We start from the raw sequence: 19,812 nt of genomic DNA, 5'->3' as shown, positions 1-19,812 counted from the left end.
TGCCGCAGGCACAAAGGCGCTGCGGCGTATCGAGGTAACAGTGCGCAAGCTGTCGCAGAAGCGCGACGCCGGTGCGCCTTGCGTGGGCTACGGGGCTTTCTTCTGCTCCGGCCTGTCGCCGAAGAAGCGCCGTTCGGCGGCTGCGGCTGCGCGCATGCAAAGTTCATCGCCGATCTTCGCGCGATCTTCCTTGCATTGGCGCTGGATTTCCTTGATGCGTGCGGGGTTCGCCACCAGCTCATCCACTGTCTCTGTAGGATTGGCAGGACCACAGGCCGTCATCACAACGGCAATCACGGACATCACGATTTTGTTCATGGCGAGCGTCCTTTGGATTTCGGATTCACGAATCGGTCACGTTATCGGCACCAGCCGAATCCATGGTGACGACACGTTGAATGAACCGGGTCAGCATCGGTGACGGTTCAGTATCTCGACGCAGCAGATAAGTTGTCAGCATGGGTGGCGTTCCCGCCAACTGACGGGCCTTGACTCCAGGCTCTTTACTGGATGCGATATGCGCTGCACCTGCCAGACCAACCGCCAGTCCTGCGGATACCAGGGCCATCATCACGTCGAAGGTGGCAACGCGCTGGAGGATCTGCAACTCCTCGTCCCGCTTCTGCAGGATGCGGTCTATCTGGCGAGTATGCCCCTGGCATGCGGCCGGGTCGCCGAGCACCAACCGTTGCTGCAACACCATCTCCAGCGGAATGCGCCGGTGCTCCAGCAAGGGGTGGCGCAAAGACAGCGCCACCATCAATTCGTCATCCCACGCGGGAGTCGTCACGATGCCGTCGCCTACCTCGTCCGCCATAGACAAGCCCGCGTCGTACAGGTCTTCTTGCAAGCCTCTGATCTGCTGATCCAGTGGTACCTCGAACAGGCGGATTTCTACTTCGGGCTCTTCCTCGCGGCTACGGGCCAGCAAGGCAGGCAGCCGCGATGGCGTGATACCGTCGGACAGGGCAATGCGCAACTGGCCATGAAACCCACTGGCGGCCGATTTCGCACCATCGCGCGCTTGTTCCAGTGCCTCAAAGATACGTGGAACCCGCTCCAGAAATACTTTGCCGGCATGAGTCAGTCGAATGTTGCGTGTGGTACGGGTGAATAGCTTTGCTCCTAGTTCGTCTTCCAGATCTTTGATGGCACGGGATAGAGGTGACTGATCCATATGCAGTTTTTCTGCAGCCCGAGCAAAGTGAAGCTCCTCGGCGACCGTGAGAAAGTAGCGTAAATGTCTAAGCTCCATTGGAAAATTTTCCATTCCTGCGACACGCAAGCCCCCCCCCGGATTCTTGGGACTTTGAAGGCGGAGAATACCGGTCGTAATGCCGATGTACCAATATATCGAGCCTGTAAGTCGTTGTCGGCGAGTTAGCGACTGAGTGCGATTACTACAAGACCCGCTTCATTGAACTAGTGGTACCTTGTTGACAATCGAAGATGGTCTGAATAGCACATTTGATTCCGCCATGGTTGATGGATCGATAGCAGCAATTTCGGTAAAACAGGGATTCAATATACTCGGCACTTCTTGGCTATCGCAACTTGCCGCGCCTGCCTCAAGGGCCGCTCGCAGTTCGAACAAATACTGGCGCAGCAAGGCCATAGTCATGCTCCTATTTAGATAATTGCTGTCATCTCCGGCACGGCGGCAAACAGGTCCGCCTCCAGCCCGTAGTCGGCCACCGAGAAGATCGGTGCCTCCGGGTCCTTGTTGATCGCCACGATCACCTTGGAGTCCTTCATGCCCGCCAGGTGCTGGATGGCGCCCGAGATGCCGCAGGCGATGTACAGCTGCGGCGCCACGATCTTGCCGGTCTGGCCGACCTGCAGGTCGTTGGGGGCGTAGCCCGCGTCCACCGCGGCGCGGCTGGCACCGATGGCGGCGCCCAGCTTGTCGGCCAGCGGGGTGATGACTTCCTTGAACTTCTCTTCGCTGCCCAGCGCCCGGCCACCCGAGACGATGATCTTGGCGGCCGTCAGCTCGGGACGGTCGCTCTTGACGATCTCGGAACCCACGAAACTGCTCTTGCCGGAGTCGGCGACGGCGGCGACGGTCTCGACCGCTGCTGCGCCACCGGTGGCGGACGCGGCGTCGAAGCCAGTGCCGCGCACGGTGATGACCTTGGTGGCGTCGCCCGATTGCACGGTGGCGATGGCGTTGCCGGCGTAGATGGGGCGCTCGAAGGTGTCGGGGCCGTCGACCTTGGTGATGTCGCTGATCTGCGCCACGTCGAGCTTGGCGGCCACGCGGGGGGCCACGTTCTTGCCGCCGGCGGTGGCTGGGAACAGGATGTGGCTGTAGTTGCCCGCGATGGCCAGCACCTGGGCGGCGATGTTCTCGGCCAGGCCGTGCTTCAGGCTCGCGCCGTCGGCGTGGATGACCTTGGCGACGCCAGCGATCTGGGCGGCGGCGGCAGCAGCGGCGGCGGCGTTCTCGCCGGCGACGAGCACGTGCACGTCACCGACGCAGGCCTTGGCGGCCGTGACGGTGTTGAGGGTGGCGCTCTTGATGCTTGCGTTGTCGTGATCTGCAATAACGAGTGCGGTCATGGCTGGTGTCCTTTCGATGTTGTTGTGATGAGCCTTAGATGACCTTGGCTTCGTTCTTGAGCTTGTCAATGAGGGTGGCCGCGTCGGGCACCTTGACTCCGGCGCCGCGCTTGGGCGGCTCGCTGACCTTCAGCGTCTTGATGCGGGGTGCCACGTCCACGCCCAGTTCCTCGGGCTTGAAGGTGTCCAGCTGTTTCTTCTTGGCCTTCATGATGTTGGGCAGCGTGACGTAGCGCGGCTCGTTCAGGCGCAGGTCGGTGGTGATGACCGCAGGTATGTTCAGCGCCAGGGTTTCGAGGCCGCCGTCCACTTCGCGGGTCACGTTCACCTTGTCGCCAGCGATCTCGACCTTGGAGGCGAAGGTGGCTTGCGGCAGGTCGGCCAGCGCCGCCAGCATCTGACCCGTCTGGTTGCAGTCGTCGTCGATGGCCTGCTTGCCCAGGATCACGAGGCCGGGCTGTTCCTTTTCGATCAGAGCCTTGAGCAGCTTGGCCACGGCCAGCGGCTGCAGTTCTTCATTGGTCTCGACCAGGATGCCGCGGTCGGCGCCGATGGCCATGGCAGTGCGCAGCGTTTCCTGGCACTGGGCCACGCCGCAGGAGACGGCGATCACTTCGGTGACCACGCCTTTTTCTTTCAGGCGCACGGCTTCCTCAACAGCAATCTCGTCGAAGGGGTTCATGCTCATCTTGACGTTGGCGATGTCCACGCCGCTGCCGTCGGACTTCACACGCACCTTGACGTTGTAGTCCACCACGCGTTTTACGGATACGAGAATTTTCATGAGAGGATTTCCTATTGAGGTTCAGGCCACCGAGGGCATGGCCTGGAGCTCGCTTGCTGCGCGCTGCGCACGCGAAGTGATCATCACCGTTGCCTCGCCCTCGATGACTACGGTGTCCTTGACTCGGCAGACCGTGGACAGCACTGCCCGTGCCTTGGCCACCTCCACCGACAGTACGGTGACCGCGGCATGAACGGTGTCGCCCGGTTTGACAGGCACCTTGAAGCGCAATTGCTGCCCCAGATAGACCGTACCTGGCCCCGGCAGCCGGTTTGCGACCGCTGCAGAAATCACGCTGGCCGTCAGAAAGCCGTGCGCGATGCGTGCGCCAAATCGCGTCGTGGCCGCGAACTCTTCGTTGAGATGTACCGCATTGGTATCGCCGGAGACGCCAGCAAACATCACGATGTCCGCTTCGGTAATGGTCTTCGAGAAGCAGGCGTTCATGCCCGGCTGCAGATCCTCGACGTCGTAGCCATTCAGGTCGTTCATCGTCTATATCTCTCAGAGCTGGTCGTCCGACAATGCCAACGTGCTGGCCGCGCCATGGACCACGATGTCGCGCAGCGCGGAGGCCTCCACCAGGATGTGCGTCGCATAGTGGCTGGCCGTGATGCGCTTGGCCCGCAGAAAGCCCGCATCGCTGGAATCCGCCGCCAACTGCGCCGTGGCGGCTTCGGCCATGCGCGCCGACAGCCAGCCACCGATCACGGTGCCCGCCAATCGCAGGAAAGGCACCGCCCCCGCGGCGCAGTCCTGCGGCTGCGCGTCACTGTGGGCCAGCTGCCAGTCAGCCCCGTCCTCCAGAGCCCGAACTGCTCTCATCAACGCGTCGCCGATGGACGAGAGCTCCGGGTCGCGCGCATCCATCAACCGGCGCGCATCGCTGTCGATACGTGTCAACAAGCCCTTCAGCGTGCGTCCCCCCTCGCGTGCCAGCTTGCGGCCGATCAGGTCGTTGGCCTGGATGCCGGTGGTACCTTCATAGATCGTCGTGATGCGGGCATCGCGGAAGTACTGCGCGGCCCCGGTTTCCTCGATATAGCCCATGCCGCCATGAATCTGCAGGCCATCGGAGGTGATGCCCTGTGCGCTGTCGGTGCACCAGCCTTTGACCACAGGCGTCAGCAGGCCAACCAGGGCCTGTGCCTGCGCGCGCTCCTGCGCATCGGGGTGTCCGGCGGCGCGGTCCATCTGGCCGGCACAGAAATAGGCCAGCGCGCGCATGGCCTCGGTGCGCGCCTTCATGTCCATCAGCATGCGCCGCACGTCGGGGTGGCCAGCGATGGTGCTGCTGCCGGCCAGCGCCGGCTTGCCCTGCACGCGCTCGAGCGCATAGGCCCGGGCATGCTGGTAGGCACGCTCGGAAACGCCCACGCCCTCCAGCCCGACGTTCAGCCGTGCGTGGTTCATCATGGTGAACATGCACGCCAGCCCCTGGTGCGGCTCGCCGACGAGATAACCGATCGCGCCCCCGTTGTCGCCGAAAGTCATAGAGGCCGTGGGGCTGCCGTGGATGCCCAGCTTGTGCTCGATCGAGGTGCAGGCCAGGTCGTTGCGTTCGCCCAGGGAGCCGTCGTCATTGACCAGGAACTTCGGGCACAGAAACAGCGAGATGCCTTTCACGCCCGGCGGCGCATCGGGCAGCCGGGCAAGCACCAAGTGCACGATGTTCTCGGTCATGTCGTGCTCGCCCCAGGTGATGAAGATCTTGTTGCCGCTGATGCGGTAGTGATCCCCCTCGGGCACGGCGCGGCTGCGCAGCGCGGCCAGATCGGATCCGGCCTGCGGCTCGGTGAGATTCATGGTGCCGGTCCAGCGGCCGGCGACCATGGGCTCCAGAAAGCGCTGCTTGAGCGCCTCGCTGCCGTGGTGGGCAATCGCCTCCACGGCACCGAGCGTGAGCATCTGGCACAGGCTGAAGGCCAGGTTGGACGATTTCCACATCTCCAGCACGGCGGTGGACACCAGCGTGGGCAGTCCTTGACCGCCCCACTCTGTGGAGGCCGGCATTCCAATCCAGCCGTTCTCGCAGAAGCTGGACCAGGCCTCGCGAAAGCCATCGGCGGGCGTGACCTCGCCATCGTGCCAGCGCGCGCCCTGCACATCGCCCGTACGGTTGAGTGAATCCAGCACGCCGGCGGCATAGTGGGCTGCCTCCTGCAGGATGGCCTCGACCAGGTCGGGTGTGGTCTCTTCATGGCCGGGCTGGGCGCAGATCGCTTCCAGGCCTCCGACTTCCTTCATCGTGAACAGCATGTCGCGCAAGGGCGCGGTATAGACAGACATGGCGGACTCCTTTGATGGTAGCGATCAAGCGTTTTGCGGTGTCGGCTGCAACGGGCGCAGTTCTGGCACGGCCTCTTGCGGAGTCGCCGACGTCGGGCCGCCGTACTTGATAAACGCCAGGGCGATTGCGCCGAGGACTCCGAAACCGCCGATCACCAGGAAGTTCTGTTCCAGCGGTAGTTCCAGTGCGACGATCTGGCCGATCAGCAGAGGCGCCGCAATAGCACCCAGGCGCCCTACGCCGGAGGCCATGCCGATACCGGTCGAGCGGATGGACATCGGGTAGAACTGCCCGCAGAAGGCATAGGCCACCAGTTGCGCACCAGTGGTGCAGGCGCCGACCGCGCCAATGATCAGATAGCGCACCTCGGTCAAGGTCTGGAACGTCATCAGGTACAGCAGCACGCCGCCCAGCGCATACATCGCCACCAGCACCCACTTGATGTTGAACTTGTCGGCGAGCCACCCGCCGCACACGGCACCGATGATCGCGCCAACATTCAGCGCGATCACGAAGCTGAGGGCAGACCCCAGGCTGTAGCCAGCCATCGCCATCAGCTTGGTCAGCCAGCTACTGAGCGCATAGACCATGAACAGACCCGAGAAGAAGGCGACCCAGAACAGCGCCGTGCTCAGGCCCCGCCCGTCCTGGAAAAGGCGGGTAACCGGTGCACCTGCCATGCGGTCAGCTGCCGGCACGAAGAACTGGGCGTCCGCCGGGTGCTTGCCGCCCGGCTGGAGATGGCGTGCCACTTCGGCTAGCTCACCATTGCGACGCTGAGCGATCAGGTAGGTCATGGACTCCGGCACCAACTTCAGGATGAACGGAACTAGCAGCACGGGCACCCCCGCCGCGATGAACACGGCCTGCCAGCCATACTCGCCGATCAGTTGCTTGCCCAGCACCGCAGCCAGGATGCCGCCCAGTGCGTAGCCCGAAGTCATCAGTGCCGTCATCAGGCTGCGGATCTTCTTGGGCGAATACTCGACCATCTGTGCCACGATGACCGGGAGCACGCCACCAATCCCCAAGCCAGCAATGAAGCGCACCACGCTGAAGCTGATGGGGTCCTTGGTGAATCCGGCGGCCGCAGTGAACACACTGAACAGCATGACACCAATGGAGAGGGCCCAGCGACGACCAATCCGGTCGGACAGCGTGCCCAGAACCATAGCACCGAACATCATGCCAAACAGCGCCGAACTGGCCATGAAACCGGCAGTCGATGCGTTCACGCCCATCTGCTGCATGATGGACGGCAGGGCGATGCCCACCACGGCGATGTCATAGCCGTCAATGATGAGAATCAACAGGCACCATAGAAGCACCTTGGCATGAAAGCGGTTGAAGCGAGCGTCGTCGGCGAGCTTCTGCATGTCGATTTGGCACACGTGTTTGTCTCCTTTGAACTTGGCTCCGGATCGTGGGGACGGCGGTCATCGCCGCACCGCTACATATCGTCCAGCGCACGCAAGGAATCGTAGGTGCCGGTGCAGCAATCCGCGATGACGAAGCGCCCCGATCGAATGACAAACGGCCCCTTTCTGAGGGCCCCGTCAAGTGCGCCAAGAGGTCAAGCGTCAAGCAAAATTGAGATGAACCCTGTCGAGCATCTGTGAAAGGTGCCACTTCAAGACCAGTTCGCAAACAAGGTGTTCAAAGGACCGAAGGCCATACACGGCGCGCTGGTGCAAATACCCATTGCTCTCGAAACACCCCCCCACAAAGAACCCAGTCAATGACTGGGCTTGATTGGGTTGCTTCTACATCCTTGAGGGCAAATTAGCGCATCAGGCGAGCCGATAGCGCATGGCGCCGTCTTCATCCTCTGCAGACACGATTTCCCCACGCTGGTCGAGATAGTTCAGGTGGGCGAGTGTCTCTCCGGTCGCGAGGTTGAGGTGCATTTGCTCCGCAACAGTGGACGAACGGTACAAGACGCGAACTAGGTCGATGACCCTTAAAGGCTGCGCAAGTTGTTGCCTGACACGGTCTGTGCCTTTCACGGCGCTCGCACGTAGTTGCTCCAACCGTAGGTGCAGGCCATAGAAAGGTTCGTTGTGGGCAGGCAGAACCAAGACGCTCCCAGGTACGCGTTGCAGCAATCGGTCGATGGAGTCGAGCCAGCCCTGCAAAGGATTAGCATGCGGCTCGGTGGCGTACACGGAGGTATTGGAACTGATCCTGGGAAGAACCTGATCTCCCGATATCAGCAAATCCAGTTCGCGCGAGTAAAAGCACGCGTGCTCGGGAGAATGTCCTGTGCCAACAATGACCTCCCATTCCTGATTCCCGATCCGCAACATCTGACCATCCGTGAGCCGTACAAAGCTGTCAGGCAAAGGATGAATCATTTTGCCGAAGTCACCAAACCGAGTGCGATACTCATCGACCTCGGTGTCGCTCCATCCGGCTCTCCGGTAGAAGCGAACACCATCGACTGGCGCTTCCCGCCCTGAATCGGCAAGCATCACCCGACAGCTTAAATACTCGTCTCGTGTCATCCACAGCGCGCATTCGAAGCGACGTGTCAACCATCCCGCCATGCCCACGTGATCCGGGTGCATGTGCGTCGCCATTACACGGGAGACAGGACGGCCTGCTAGCGGCCCCTGAGGAGCGAACAAGGCGAACCATGCGTTCATTACGTCCACGCTACGAATTCCGGTGTCCACGACCGCCCAACCAGAACCATCGCTCAATACCCAGAGGTTGATGTGATCCAGGGAAAACGGCAGCGGCATGCGTAGCCACAGCACACCTGGCTTGATTTCAATGGCTTGACCAGGCAGCGGGAGATGAGAGAACGGATACGAGAGTGCCGGGGCTGCGTCGGTCATGATGCTTGGTTTACATTCTGGCAATGCCGCTTCAATGGTGCACAGCCATCACTCTTATGCTGTGCGAGTTCATTTTTAGCTTAAGGTCAGCACTGACAAGTGACAATGACGAATGACCTCGATAGGCTGACGGAAAACGTCTGCGTCCTGGCGCAGCCAGTCACTGCGCTGCCGTCGGTGCAACCCCCAACGGCGGTCAACAGTCTCTTGAGCGCACAAGAGCCTCGCCCGAAGCAGGCCACGGCCCCGGTAGCCATGAAGGCGCCGATCTCCTCGGCGGCCAAGCTGAAATTGGTCGGATACCTCTATGTAAGGTACTGCTTGGTGCGCGAGCGGGCACGGTAGGCTCCCGGCGCGCTGCCGGTCCAGACCTTGAAGGCGCGTTGGAAGGCGGTGCTGTCGGTGAAGCCCAGGTCAGCGGCGATGGCGGCGAGCGAGGCTTCGCTGCTGGTCAGGCGTACGATCGCCATGTCGCGCCGCAGTTGGTCCTTTAGCGCCTGGAAAGAAGTGCCCTCGGAGGCCAAGTGCCTCTGCAACGCACTCACCGACATGTGCAGGCGCTGCGCAGTGACGGCCAGATCAGGCCATTCGGGACTGGCCCGCTGCAGCACCATGCGGACCCGCGCGCTGGCGCTGCGCTCGTTCAGGTACGGCCCCACCACGTTGCCTGGCGTGGCGCGCAGGAAGGACTGCAGCGCGTCCCGATCGCGCCGCACCGGCTGTTTGAAGGCATCGGCGTCGAACCAGGCGGCCGTGCGCGGCTGCCCAAAGCACAACGTGCCGGAAAAGATGCGTTGGTAGTTCTGCGCGTGAGGTGGCGGCGCAAAGTTGAAGTCGAAGCGCTGCGGCACCAGTCGGCCGCCGTGCAGCCATACCAGCAGTCGCCAGAACACGCGCAGCAGATGTGCGTGCAGGAAGTCGGCATGCGCGCCCGGGCCGCCACGCATATCGAGCGCGACACCCGTCAGCCTGCCCTCAGTCACGGGGACTAGCGCCACATCGTCCTGCAGCAAAGCAAAGGATTCACCCAGGCGGCGCAGGGCGAACGACAATGAGTGGGCAGTGAACGCACTGCGCACCATCAGTGCGAAGCTGCCCGGGCGCATCGGCCGCCCATGCAGGTAGCCCAGGCACTCGTCGTTCAGGCTGTCCTTGACGGCGATGAACAGCGCGTTGAACTGCTCCACGGTCACGCGCGACTCCTCCAACTCCAGCAGCGATTCACTGATGCCCGCGCGCCCCAGCACACCTACCAGCCATTCTGGCGTGGCCAGCCCCTTGCCGCGCGCACCGTCCAGCAGGCCATGCACGGCAAAGATGGGAGCGGTTAAGACGGGTTCCAGCATGGCGTGTGATCTAAGGGGCCAACGCCGGTCGCATAGGCCGAAAGAAGTTAATTGTCAGTTGATTGAGGTAATCCGCCATCGCCCTTGCAAGGGCCAATTACTACGATTGTGTCATCCCCAAAACATTTCGGCAGTGGCACTGCGCGGAACGTCCGATGCGGGGACAGAAGCCAACATATAAGGAGACGCTCTCATGTTGCCACAGCTTTATCGCCACGCCTGGATGGACGGCGAGATCGACGCATTTCGCGAGCAGGTGCGCCGCTACGTTGCCGCCGAATTCACGCCCCGGCTCGATGAATGGCGCCGTCAGGGCTACATCCCGCGCGAGGTCTGGCGTCCATTCGGCGAGATGAGCTTTCTGCTGCCCGAGATGCCCGAGACCTATGGAGGCGCCGGCGCCAGCCTTGCCTACCAGTTGGTGGTGCAGGACGAGCTAGCCAAGGCCGAGATGCCAGTCAATATCGCGGTGCACACCATCGCTTCGCACTACATCCTGGACTTCGGCACGGAAGCGCAAAAGCAGCGCTGGCTGCCCAAGGTGACGAACGGCGAGATGCTGGCCGCCATCGCGATGACCGAGCCGGGTTGCGGCTCGGATCTAAAGGCCATTTCCACCCGGGCCCGCCGTGACGGAGACCACTACGTGATCGACGGCGCCAAAACCTTCATCACCAACGGCTTCACTGGCAACCTGCTGATCGTCGCGGCGCGCACCAGCGGCGCGGGCAGCAAGGGGGTGTCGCTGTTTGTGCTGGAAACCGAGAATCTGCCCGGCTTTCGCGTTGGCCGACTACTGGAGAAGATCGGCATGCAGGCATCGGACACGGCGGAGTTGTTCTTCGACGGCGTGCGCGTGCCAGCCGACCAACTGCTGGGCGAGGTCGAAGGCAAGGGCTTCGGGCAGTTGATGGGCGCGTTGCCCTACGAGCGCATGCTCATTGCCGTGCCGGCGGCCGCCACTATCGAGCAGGCACTGGCCGTCACGGTGGAGTACACGAAGCAGCGCAAGGCCTTCGGTGCGCCCCTCTTCGATATGCAGCTCACGCGCCAGAAACTGGCTGAGGTGGCCACTACCGCGCATGTGGTGCGCAGCTTCGTCAACGACTGCACCCAGCGCCTGTTGGACGGCACGCTGGATAACGAGGCCGCCTATATGGCCAAGTGGTGGTGCACCGAGCAGCAGTGCCGCGTGGTGGACGAATGCCTCCAATTGTTCGGCGGCTACGGCTACATGGCCGAGTACCCGATCGCGCGGATGTATGCCGCTTCGCGAGTGCAGAAGATCTATGGCGGCGCCAACGAGGTCCTGAAAGACCTGGTTTCGAGGAAGCTGTGAACATGTCGCACACGTTGCATACGCTGCAGATGCCGCTGCACGGCGTCCGCGTGGTGGAGTTCGAGGGCATAGGGCCAGGCCCGCTGGCCGCCAGGATGCTAGCTGACATGGGCGCCGAGGTGATTACGCTGACACGCGCCGAGCAGGCCGCTGCGGCGCGGCGGCTGGGCGGGGCGGTGGAGAACCCGCTGCGCCGCGGCAAGACGGTCGAGGTCATCGACCTGAAGTCGCCCGAAGGCAAGGCGCGTGCCCTGGACCTGATCGCTCAGGCAGACGCCTTGATCGAAGGCTTTCGCCCCGGTGTGATGGAACGGTTGGGCTTCGGCCCCGCCGAGTGTGCGGCGCGCAACCCCAGGCTGGTCTACGGCCGCATGACGGGCTGGGGCCAGGACGGCCCGCTCGCCCAGGCCGCCGGACACGACATGAACTACGTCGCGCTGACCGGCCTGCTGTCGCTGTCGGCACACAAAGGGCAAGCGCCCATCGTTCCGCCCACGGTACTCGGGGACGCGGCCGGGGCGCTGGGCATGGCTTTCGGCGTCGCCTGCGCGCTGGTCGATGCGCGCGCCACCGGCCGCGGCCGGGTCGTGGACGCCGCCATCGTTGACATCGTGGCAATGCTGGGCACCCTGGTGCACTGGATTCGCGCCAATGGGCAGATCGATGGCGCGCAGCCGAGTCCGTTTCACGATTCGCCGTTTTATGACGTGTACGCCTGCGCCGACGGCGGCTTCATCAGCCTCGGCGCGATCGAGCCGCCTTTCTACGCCTTGCTGCTGTCGAAGCTGGGCCTGGCGGACGTGGAGCCTGCCGACCAGTACGACACGGCAACGTGGCCGGCGCTGAAAGAGCGCATCGCAGCCCTCATCCGCAGCCAGCCCCGAGCGCACTGGTGCGCGCTGCTCGAAGGCAGCGACGCTTGCTTTGCACCCGTGCTCAGCCTCGCCGAGTCGGTGCAGCATCCGCATAACGCGGCACGGGGCATCTACCAGATCACCCCCTCCGGCGCCATCGAAGCGGCCCCGGCCCCACGGTTCCAGGCACTCGACACAACTACCTAGGAGACAAGCACATGACCGAAACCGTCCAGCCCACCAAGCCTGTCCGCGGCTGCCCGTCCACCACGGGCAACGAGCGCCAACTGAACACCACGACGCTGATCCGCCACGCTGCACGCACCCATGGGGATCAGGAGATCGTGTATCGCACACCCGGCGGCGGCTGGGACCGCTACACCTATGCCGACTGCTACGCACGCGTCTGCCGCAGCGCCAATGCGCTGCGCGCGCTCGGCGTCGAGCCGGGCGACCGGGTCGGCGTCCTGGACTGGAACAGCCGGCGCCACTTCGAGCTGTACTGGTCCATCCCCGGCCTGGGCGCGGTCATGCTGCAGATGAACCTGCGCCTGGGCCCCGAGGACCTGGGCTACGTTGTCGGCCATAGCGACGTGTCCTACGTTTGCGTGGACGAATCATTGCTGCCTATTGCCGAATCCGTCGCAGCGAACTCGCCCCAGATCAAGGGCTGGATCGTTATGACCGAAAAGCCGCTGGACCAGGTCAAGACCACGCTGGCGCCGCTGCTGCACTACGAAGACCTGCTGGCCGCCGCCGACGCCAAGATCGACTGGCCCGAGATCGACGAAACCTCGGCTTACAGCGCCTGCTACACCACCGGCACCACGGGCAAGCCCAAGGGCGTGTACTACTCGCACCGCGGCATCTACCTGCATTCCACGGGCATGGCCACCAACATGGGCATGACGCTGGACGACTGCGTCATGCTCATCACGCCCATGTTCCACGGGCAGTGCTGGGGCCTGCCGCAGGCGGCCACGCTGCTGGGCGACAAGATCGTGCTGCCGGGCCGCTACGCCGCCGAGGACACCAAGCCATTGGTCGACACCATGATCGCCGAGGGCGTGACCATCACCAACGGCGCACCGGCCATCTTCCAGCCTATGCTGCAGTACATCGAGACGTTGCCGGTCAAGCCGGACTTCAGCCGCATGCGCATGCTGTCCGGCGCCACCGAGCCACCTCTGTCGATGATGATCGGCTTTTACGAACTGACGGGTGCCGAGGTGGTGCACGGCTACGGCGCCACCGAAGCCACGACGCTGGTGGCGGTCAACCGCCTCAAGTCCACGCTCAAGAAGCGCCTGACCCAGGACGAGCAGTGGAACCTCAAGCGCAAGCAGGGCCTGATCCTTACCGGGGTGGACATCCGCATTCTCGATGCAGACGACCAGGACCTCCCGCACGACGGACAGTCGGCTGGCGAGATCTGCCTGCGCGGCCCCTGGATCACGACCAGCTATCACGACATGCCGGATTCAGGCGACCGCTTCCTGGAGGGCGGCTGGTGGCGCTCGGGCGATGTCGGCACGGTGGACGAGAACGGCTACCTCAAGGTTACCGACCGCATCAAGGACGTGATCAAGAGCGGCGGTGAATGGATCTCATCCATTGACATGGAGAACCTGCTCATGGGCCATCCGGCTGTGCGTGACGCCGCAGTGGTCGGCATTCCGCATGCTAAGTGGCAGGAACGGCCGCTGGCCCTGGTGGTGCTGAAGCCCGGTCAGCAGGCGACCCAGGAACAACTGCAGGAACACCTGAGCAGCGCGTTCGCCAAGTGGCAGTTGCCGGACCAGGTTCTGTTCGTCGAAGCCATCCCCAAGACCAGCGTCGGCAAGCTCGACAAGAAGCGCATACGCGTTGAGCATGCGGACCGCTACGCCGAGTGAGCCAACCTTTTGCTACAGGAAAACAACATGAATGACCATGAACCCGTCATCGTCGGTGCGCTGCGCACCCCCGTGGGCAAGCGCGGCGGGCGCTTGCAGAAATGGCACCCCGTTGATCTGCTGGGTGAGACGCTGCGTCAGCTGGTCGAGCGCTCCGGCATCAACCCCGCCGATCTGGACGATGTGATCGTCGGTTGCGTGCTGCAGTGGGACCAGCAGCACGGCAATCTGGGCCGGCATGCCGTGCTGGCGGCGGGGCTGCCAGAATCCGTCCCGGCGGTGACGGTCGACCGGCAATGCGGCTCCGGCCAGCAGGCGGTGAGCTTTGTCGTGCACGGTATTCAAGCGGGCGCCTACCAACTGGCCATCGGCGCCGGGGTAGAGTCGATGTCGCAGGCGCCCATGCCGCCGTCATTCAAGCCCGGCGCGCCGCTCGGCGCGCAATACAGCCCGCGTGAGCTGGCGCGCTACCAGGGCAACCCGCTGATACCGCAAGGCGCTTCGTCGGAGTTGATGAACAAGCGCTTCGGCCTCACGCGCGAGGCGCTGGACGCCTTCGCCGTGCGCAGCCATCGGCGCGCCATTGAGGCTTCGCGGGCTGGTCGTGTCCAAGACCAACTCGTGCGGCTGCATGAGGATCCGACCGACCCAGACAGCCCGCTCGTCACCGCCGACGAGGGCATGCGCGCCGACCCCAACCCCGAGAAGATGGCTACGCTTAAGCCCGTGTTTGCCGCAGACGGCGCTACAACGGCTGCTAACTCCTCGCAGATCAGCGACGGCGCCGCCGCGCTGCTGATCGCCAGCCGCGCCTACGCCCAGCAGCACGGCCTGAAGCCGCGTGCGCGCTTCGTCAGCACCGCAGTGGCGGCAGCCGACCCTGTCATCCAGTTCACTGCTGTGCTCGATGCCACCCGCAAGGCGTTGAAGGAATCGGGGCTGACCCCGGCCGACATCGACCTGTTTGAAGTCAATGAGGCATTCGGCGGCGTGCCGCTGATGTTCCAGCAGGAATTCGGCATTCCGGACGACCGCCTCAACGTCAATGGCGGCTCGGTGGCCATCGGCCATCCGCTGGGCTCCACTGGCGCGCGCATGCTCACCGACCTGCTGTGCGAGCTGGAGCGCCGAGGCGGCCGCTATGGCTTGCAGACCATCTGCGAGGCTTCGGGCACGGCCAACACCACCATCATCGAGCGCCTGGCATGAACGAGGCCACCATGAGCGAAGCCAGCGAAGTGCTCGTCAGCCGCGAAGGCGCCATCGTCACCTTGATCATCAACCGCCCGCGCGCGAAGAACAGCTTGAACCGCGCAGTATTCGATGGCCTGCGTGCACAGCTCGTGCAACTGCGCGACGACGATGCCGTACGCGCGGTCATCATCACCGGCGCCGAGGGCGTGTTTTGTGCAGGGGCCGACATCACGGCCTTCGACTCTCTGCGCGCCGAACCGCTGCTGGGCGACCGTGCGGCGGCAGGTGGCCACTTCTGGGCGGAACTGGAGCGCTTCCCTAAGCCCGTCATCGCAGCCGTGGAAAAGCTCGCGCTGGGCGGCGGCACGGAACTGGCGTTGGCCTGTGACATTGCTATCGCTGGCGAGTCCACCAAGTTCGGCGTGCCTGAAGTCAAGCTGGGCGCCATTCCCGGGGCCGGGGGCACCCAGCGTCTGATCCATGCCATCGGCAAGTCCAAGGCTATGGCCCTGCTGCTGACCGGCGATTTCATCGACGCCCGCAAAGCCTGCGATGCGGGCATGGTCGCCGAGGTGACGGCTGACGGCCAGGCCCTGCCGACGGCGTTGGCGATGGCCAACCGGATTGCATCCAATTCGCCGCTGGCCGTGGCACTGGCGAAAGATGCGGCACTGGCCAGCTTTGAAACTCCGCTCGCGCAAGGCCTGGAGCATGAGAAGCGTAATTTCCTCGTCGCTTTGCATTCGGCCGACAACCTGGAGGGGCAAGCCGCATTCCTCGGCAAGCGCCTCCCCCACTTCACGGGCCAATAGCGCCTGTCTCTCATCCATCGAGCAAAAATCATGCAACTCAATTCCGACATCTCCGCCGTCATCACCGGGGGCGCTTCCGGCCTAGGAGCTGCCACGGCCAGGCGCTTGGCCAGCCATGGTGTCAAAGTCGCCATCTTTGACATGAACGAAGCCATCGGCCAGGCGTTGGCCAGCGAACTTGACGGTGTTTACTGCAACGTGGACGTGACGTCCGAGGAGCAAGTGGACGCCGCCTTCGCCAAGGCCCGCGCGGCCATTGGACAGGAACGCATTCTGGTCAACTGCGCCGGTACTGCCGATGCCGTCAAGACGGTCAGCCGCGACAAGAAAACCGGCGAAATCCGCCCATGCCCAACAGATCGTTTCAATCGCATCATTCAGATCAACCTAGTGGGCACCTTCCGCTGCATCGCCAAGTCAGCCGCGGGCATGTTGACGCTCGCGCCGCTGGCCGATGGCGACCGCGGCGCCATCGTCAACACTGCGTCGGCCGCCGCACAGGATGGCCAGGTTGGCCAGGCCAGCTATGCTGCCAGTAAGGCTGCCATCGTGGGCATGGCCTTGCCGATTGCGCGCGACATGATGGACGAAGGGATCCGGGTCAACACCATCATGCCGGGGATCTTCGGAACACCATTGCTGCTGGGCCTGCCGGACAACGTCAAGCAGGCGCTGGCGGCCAGCGTGCCCTTTCCCAAGCGTTTGGGCGATCCCGATGAATTCGCGCAGGCCGTCGAGTTTCTCGTCACCTGCGGCTACATGAACGCCGAGTCCATTCGGGTGGATGGCGCTATTCGCATGGCGCCGCGCTGACGCCTGAAATCTTGGCCCATCAGGAAGCGTCATGTCCGAAAATTCTGTCATTCTCGAAAAGCATGGTGCTGTTGCGACCATCACACTCAATGCGCCTCAGAAAAAGAATGCGCTGAGCACGTCTGTCGTCAACGTGCTAGCTGGCGTCATTGCAGACGTCGAACGTGACGGCTCGATTCGCGCTTTGCTGCTGCGCGGCGAGGGCCGGATGTTCAGTTGCGGCGGCGACATCGACGAAATGGCGGCAGCAGGCGAAGCGTTGTCTACCTTGGTCGATGACGAATTGAGGGTGGTCGAACGCATGATTCCTCAATTCGCCAGCCTGCCATTCCCGGTGGTCTGCGCCGTACAAGGCGCGGTCGCTGGAGGCGGCCTCGGACTAGCATTGGCCTCTGACTACCTGATTGCCGCAAGTGGGACGAAATTCGTGGCGGCCCACACCGGCCTTGGATACGCGGGGGATTTCGGCATCAGCTGGCTCCTGCCGCGCGCAGTGGGCGGACGACGCGCACGCGACATGATCCTGACCAACCGCGTGGTCGGTTCGGATGAAGCCTTGGCCTGGGGATTGGTCGAGAAAGTAGTTCCGGGCGAGAGCCTGCTGGACGAAGCGCAGCGCATGACGGTGCAATTCTCGACCGGTCCTACGCATGGTTATGCGGGCGCCAAGCGCCTGCAACTTGCTGCCTTCGAGAGCGGTCTGGTGACCTCATTGAGGTTAGAGGCGGCCGAAATGAATCGGGCCTCGAAAACCACGGATTCGCTGGAAGCGGTCCACGCGTTCGTCGCAAAGCGAGTGCCTCAGTTTACCGGACGCTGAACGGTTGTAGACGCATCCAGTTGGTGGAGTTCAATTGCCGTTGGCGTCAGGTAATGGATAAACCCAACTGGCGTCGGATTTGCCAGGATACAGTGCCACCATGTATCTGTGCAGAAATCAGCATGCCGAGTCGTTGTTCGATGACCGGCTTCCACGGCACCAGGCTGAACCCCATACCGTCATCCAGCATCGCGTAGCGCCCGCTGGCCAGCATGAGGCTGCGGCGGTAGATACCCGCCACGCGCTGCCCCTCAGCTACCGGACGATGCTCCAAGCCCGTATCAGCGGCAATGTCCTTCGCGGCCTGCGCCACTTCCCGATTGCGCAACGCGCCCAGCAGATTGCGCGCCAGGATCACGCGCTGGCCGCGCCGCTCGGCCAGTCCCTGTTCGGCCAGGAAATCGGCGCGCTGCTGTAGCGCCTGCTTGGCCTCGCCGCCAAAGCCCAGGTCACCCAGACCGGAGCCGCCGCCGATCAACTGCTGATCCAGCCAGGTGGCACCGATCACGCGGGCCTGCCGCTCGATGGGCAGGTGCGATTTCAGCTCCACGGCCACGCCGCCCAGGCGCTGCGCGTCGTACTGGCGGCCACGCTCAGGCAAGTCACCGGGCACCTTCCATAGTCCCTCAGCGACGCGCTCCACGATGCCCGCTCGGCGCAGGGCTTCAAGGCGGCGGACATGGGCCGCAACCACTTCATGCGGGTCGCGGCCATCCTTGGCCTGGCCTTGTGCAATGGCCAAGTGATGGTCGGTGCGGTACAGCCCATTGGTCGCCAGCGCGGTGATGGTCTTGTCCGCTGCGCGCACCTCGGCGGAGCCTTTCACCTCGACCACTGCGCTCATGGGGTACTGCTCCAGTTCCGTCCTGGGCGGCAGCGCCACATAGTGGGCCTTGCCGTCGATGCCATCGACCACCAGATAGCCCCGGTCGTACAGTTCGTCGGCCAGTCCTTTGCCCGCCACGCGGCCGATGATGGAGTGTCCATCCTCGCCCGGTTGGAACACGGCCAGGTCACGCTGCTTGCCGCCCATCGCGCGCTGCATGGTGCGGATGATGTCGCCACGTTCTCCCATGGCCCGCAAGGTTTTCTCGGCATCGGCATGCACGGCCCAAGTGCCGGGCTGGGTCTGCGTGGCAAGCCCCATGCGTTGAAGCCGCTGCAAGCGCCCGACCAGCAGCAGACGCTGGCGTTGCAGTTTGGGTTCGTTGAAGCGCTCGACCTTCACCAGGCCGTCCACCGCCTCGCGCTGGAGGGTGCGATCCAGGCTCGTCCACCGCTCCTGTTCCACTTCGCGGGCTAGGGTGCGCTGGATCTCCAGCTCGGTGCGCGGCCCCAGCCATTCGGTGGCCAGTTCCATCGCCCGCTCGCGCATGCCGCGGGTGATGTACTCCTGCGAAATGATGAGATCCTTGCCAGTGTCGTCCTTGCCGCACAGCACGACATGGGTGTGCGGGTTGTCGGTATTCCAGTGATCGACCGCCACCCAATCCAGGCGGGTGCCCAGGTCGGCCTCCATGCGCTGCATCAGGTGCCGGGTGTAGGTGCGCAGGTCTTCGAGCTGCTCCGCATCCTCGGGCGAGACGATGAAGCGGAACTGGTGGCGGTCGCCCTTGCCACGCTCCTCGAAGGCGGCCGTGTCCGCCTCGTCGGTGATGGCGCCATAGGCACGGCCCTGTCCACCCTGGCGGTCCACGCCTTCGCGCTCGATGTAGCGCAGGTGCTGCACGGTGGAGCGGCCGCTGGCCTGCTGCAAATACACCAGCCGCACCTTGACCGTGGCCCGGCGAGAAAGCGCCGTCAACGACTGGCCCGTGAAGCGGGCTGCGACATGACCGCGCCCCAGGCGCGAACCGGGGGGCTTGCCGGTGGTCTTGCGCCCCCGGCCAGAGACGCCAGCGGCCTTGCTCGTCTGGCGCAGCACCTGGGCAATGAAGGTGTCGCCGCGCTGCCTGGGCTTGCTGGGCCGCACGCGAAAACGGTCATCGTCACCGGGATTTCCGCGCTGGCTCATGATGCAGTCCCCACCAAGCCCATCGCGCCCGAGCGCATGCGGCACACGGTATTCCCAATGCCCGCAAGGCCTTGGGGCTGCTGGCGGCACGAAGCCACCTTGTGGCGAGTGCCGCCCCCAACCCACGTGCAGACTGGCTTTGCGCGCGCCGTGGTGCCGCGCCCTTCAATCTTGCCTTCCGCCTTTGCCCTTCGCTGTCGCTCCGGGCAGCGGCGGCCCGGCGGCGCTGCTGCGCGAGCAGCCAGCGCG

18 protein-coding genes are annotated in these 19,812 nt (G+C 63.8%); 7 read left to right on the top strand and 11 right to left on the bottom strand.

The features are described 5' to 3' along the window. Positions 1–87: 87 nt before the first annotated feature. The 10 genes from D769_RS04810 to D769_RS04770 form a co-directional block, all read right to left on the bottom strand. Positions 88–318: an EexN family lipoprotein gene (locus D769_RS04810; RefSeq protein WP_008642615.1), complete on the bottom strand. Its 231-nt coding sequence runs from the start codon at positions 316–318 to the stop codon at positions 88–90. A 25-nt stretch (positions 319–343) separates the two neighbouring features. After that, positions 344–1,255, bottom strand: coding sequence for a LysR family transcriptional regulator (locus tag D769_RS04805; protein WP_008642614.1), 912 nt, complete (start codon positions 1,253–1,255; stop codon positions 344–346). A gap of 159 nt (positions 1,256–1,414) precedes the next feature. Further along, complete coding sequence (locus D769_RS31745; protein ID WP_124988613.1) at positions 1,415–1,615, bottom strand: hypothetical protein; 201 nt, start codon at positions 1,613–1,615, stop codon at positions 1,415–1,417. A gap of 14 nt (positions 1,616–1,629) precedes the next feature. After that, positions 1,630–2,562, bottom strand: a complete 933-nt coding sequence (locus tag D769_RS04800) for an FAD-binding protein (protein WP_008642612.1) — start codon at positions 2,560–2,562, stop codon at positions 1,630–1,632. A 34-nt stretch (positions 2,563–2,596) separates the two neighbouring features. Further along, positions 2,597–3,346 carry an electron transfer flavoprotein subunit beta/FixA family protein gene (locus tag D769_RS04795; protein WP_008642611.1) on the bottom strand — a complete coding sequence of 250 codons (750 nt, stop codon included), beginning with the start codon at positions 3,344–3,346 and terminating at the stop codon, positions 2,597–2,599. A 21-nt stretch (positions 3,347–3,367) separates the two neighbouring features. Continuing rightward, on the bottom strand, positions 3,368–3,838 hold the full coding sequence (locus D769_RS04790; RefSeq protein WP_008642609.1) for a MaoC family dehydratase: 471 nt from the start codon (positions 3,836–3,838) through the stop codon (positions 3,368–3,370). 12 nt (positions 3,839–3,850) lie between these two features. Beyond that, a complete protein-coding gene (locus D769_RS04785; protein ID WP_008642602.1) occupies positions 3,851–5,635 on the bottom strand; it encodes an acyl-CoA dehydrogenase in 1,785 nt (594 codons plus the stop codon). A gap of 24 nt (positions 5,636–5,659) precedes the next feature. Next, the gene (locus tag D769_RS04780) at positions 5,660–7,027 is read right to left on the bottom strand and encodes an MFS transporter (RefSeq protein ID WP_017234568.1); all 1,368 of its coding nucleotides are present in this window, start codon (positions 7,025–7,027) and stop codon (positions 5,660–5,662) included. Positions 7,028–7,426: 399 nt separating this feature from the next. Then, on the bottom strand, positions 7,427–8,476 hold the full coding sequence (locus D769_RS04775; RefSeq protein ID WP_021025934.1) for an MBL fold metallo-hydrolase: 1,050 nt from the start codon (positions 8,474–8,476) through the stop codon (positions 7,427–7,429). A gap of 305 nt (positions 8,477–8,781) precedes the next feature. Then, entirely contained in the window at positions 8,782–9,822 is a 1,041-nt protein-coding gene (locus tag D769_RS04770; RefSeq protein ID WP_008642592.1) for an AraC family transcriptional regulator, read from the bottom strand. A 193-nt stretch (positions 9,823–10,015) separates the two neighbouring features. On the opposite strand from D769_RS04770, the gene D769_RS04765 reads away from it, so the two are divergent. From D769_RS04765 to D769_RS04735, 7 genes are read left to right on the top strand one after another with little or no spacing between them, the layout of a single operon-like run. After that, entirely contained in the window at positions 10,016–11,161 is a 1,146-nt protein-coding gene (locus D769_RS04765; protein WP_008642589.1) for an acyl-CoA dehydrogenase family protein, read from the top strand. A 2-nt stretch (positions 11,162–11,163) separates the two neighbouring features. Continuing rightward, a complete protein-coding gene (locus tag D769_RS04760; protein ID WP_008642587.1) occupies positions 11,164–12,222 on the top strand; it encodes a CaiB/BaiF CoA-transferase family protein in 1,059 nt (352 codons plus the stop codon). An 11-nt stretch (positions 12,223–12,233) separates the two neighbouring features. Next, entirely contained in the window at positions 12,234–13,910 is a 1,677-nt protein-coding gene (locus D769_RS04755; RefSeq protein ID WP_008642585.1) for a long-chain-fatty-acid--CoA ligase, read from the top strand. 27 nt (positions 13,911–13,937) lie between these two features. Further along, a complete protein-coding gene (locus D769_RS04750; protein WP_008642583.1) occupies positions 13,938–15,119 on the top strand; it encodes a thiolase family protein in 1,182 nt (393 codons plus the stop codon). After that, positions 15,116–15,916 carry an enoyl-CoA hydratase-related protein gene (locus D769_RS04745; RefSeq protein ID WP_008642581.1) on the top strand — a complete coding sequence of 267 codons (801 nt, stop codon included), beginning with the start codon at positions 15,116–15,118 and terminating at the stop codon, positions 15,914–15,916. Before D769_RS04750 ends, D769_RS04745 begins: the two co-directional genes overlap by 4 nt. 30 nt (positions 15,917–15,946) lie before the next feature. After that, positions 15,947–16,729 carry an SDR family NAD(P)-dependent oxidoreductase gene (locus tag D769_RS04740; RefSeq protein ID WP_008642580.1) on the top strand — a complete coding sequence of 261 codons (783 nt, stop codon included), beginning with the start codon at positions 15,947–15,949 and terminating at the stop codon, positions 16,727–16,729. 31 nt (positions 16,730–16,760) lie between these two features. Further along, positions 16,761–17,549: an enoyl-CoA hydratase/isomerase family protein gene (locus D769_RS04735; RefSeq protein ID WP_008642579.1), complete on the top strand. Its 789-nt coding sequence runs from the start codon at positions 16,761–16,763 to the stop codon at positions 17,547–17,549. 46 nt (positions 17,550–17,595) lie between these two features. On the opposite strand, the gene D769_RS04730 is transcribed toward D769_RS04735, so the two are convergent. Next, on the bottom strand, positions 17,596–19,563 hold the full coding sequence (locus tag D769_RS04730; RefSeq protein ID WP_008642578.1) for a relaxase/mobilization nuclease and DUF3363 domain-containing protein: 1,968 nt from the start codon (positions 19,561–19,563) through the stop codon (positions 17,596–17,598). Positions 19,564–19,812: the final 249 nt, after the last annotated feature.

The sequence above is a fragment of the Cupriavidus sp. HMR-1 genome (assembly GCF_000319775.1).
GTDB classification, from domain to species: domain Bacteria; phylum Pseudomonadota; class Gammaproteobacteria; order Burkholderiales; family Burkholderiaceae; genus Cupriavidus; species Cupriavidus metallidurans.
The sequence above is the reverse complement of the archived record's forward strand: the minus strand, read 5'-3'. Positions and strand labels throughout refer to the sequence as shown.

Excerpts from the sequence above, each read along its gene's own strand:
- D769_RS04810 (WP_008642615.1), bottom strand. The coding sequence starts at position 318 with ATGAACAAAATCGTGATGTCCGTGATTGCCGTTGTGATGACGGCCTGT.
- D769_RS04775 (WP_021025934.1), bottom strand. The coding sequence starts at position 8,476 with ATGACCGACGCAGCCCCGGCACTCTCGTATCCGTTCTCTCATCTCCCG.
- D769_RS04745 (WP_008642581.1), top strand. The coding sequence starts at position 15,116 with ATGAACGAGGCCACCATGAGCGAAGCCAGCGAAGTGCTCGTCAGCCGC.
- D769_RS04730 (WP_008642578.1), bottom strand. The coding sequence starts at position 19,563 with ATGAGCCAGCGCGGAAATCCCGGTGACGATGACCGTTTTCGCGTGCGG.
- D769_RS04795 (WP_008642611.1), bottom strand. The coding sequence starts at position 3,346 with ATGAAAATTCTCGTATCCGTAAAACGCGTGGTGGACTACAACGTCAAG.
- D769_RS04750 (WP_008642583.1), top strand. The coding sequence starts at position 13,938 with ATGAATGACCATGAACCCGTCATCGTCGGTGCGCTGCGCACCCCCGTG.
- D769_RS04760 (WP_008642587.1), top strand. The coding sequence starts at position 11,164 with ATGTCGCACACGTTGCATACGCTGCAGATGCCGCTGCACGGCGTCCGC.
- D769_RS04740 (WP_008642580.1), top strand. The coding sequence starts at position 15,947 with ATGCAACTCAATTCCGACATCTCCGCCGTCATCACCGGGGGCGCTTCC.
- D769_RS04765 (WP_008642589.1), top strand. The coding sequence starts at position 10,016 with ATGTTGCCACAGCTTTATCGCCACGCCTGGATGGACGGCGAGATCGAC.
- D769_RS04735 (WP_008642579.1), top strand. The coding sequence starts at position 16,761 with ATGTCCGAAAATTCTGTCATTCTCGAAAAGCATGGTGCTGTTGCGACC.
- D769_RS04805 (WP_008642614.1), bottom strand. The coding sequence starts at position 1,255 with ATGGAGCTTAGACATTTACGCTACTTTCTCACGGTCGCCGAGGAGCTT.
- D769_RS04755 (WP_008642585.1), top strand. The coding sequence starts at position 12,234 with ATGACCGAAACCGTCCAGCCCACCAAGCCTGTCCGCGGCTGCCCGTCC.
- D769_RS31745 (WP_124988613.1), bottom strand. The coding sequence starts at position 1,615 with ATGGCCTTGCTGCGCCAGTATTTGTTCGAACTGCGAGCGGCCCTTGAG.
- D769_RS04800 (WP_008642612.1), bottom strand. The coding sequence starts at position 2,562 with ATGACCGCACTCGTTATTGCAGATCACGACAACGCAAGCATCAAGAGC.
- D769_RS04770 (WP_008642592.1), bottom strand. The coding sequence starts at position 9,822 with ATGCTGGAACCCGTCTTAACCGCTCCCATCTTTGCCGTGCATGGCCTG.
- D769_RS04790 (WP_008642609.1), bottom strand. The coding sequence starts at position 3,838 with ATGAACGACCTGAATGGCTACGACGTCGAGGATCTGCAGCCGGGCATG.
- D769_RS04785 (WP_008642602.1), bottom strand. The coding sequence starts at position 5,635 with ATGTCTGTCTATACCGCGCCCTTGCGCGACATGCTGTTCACGATGAAG.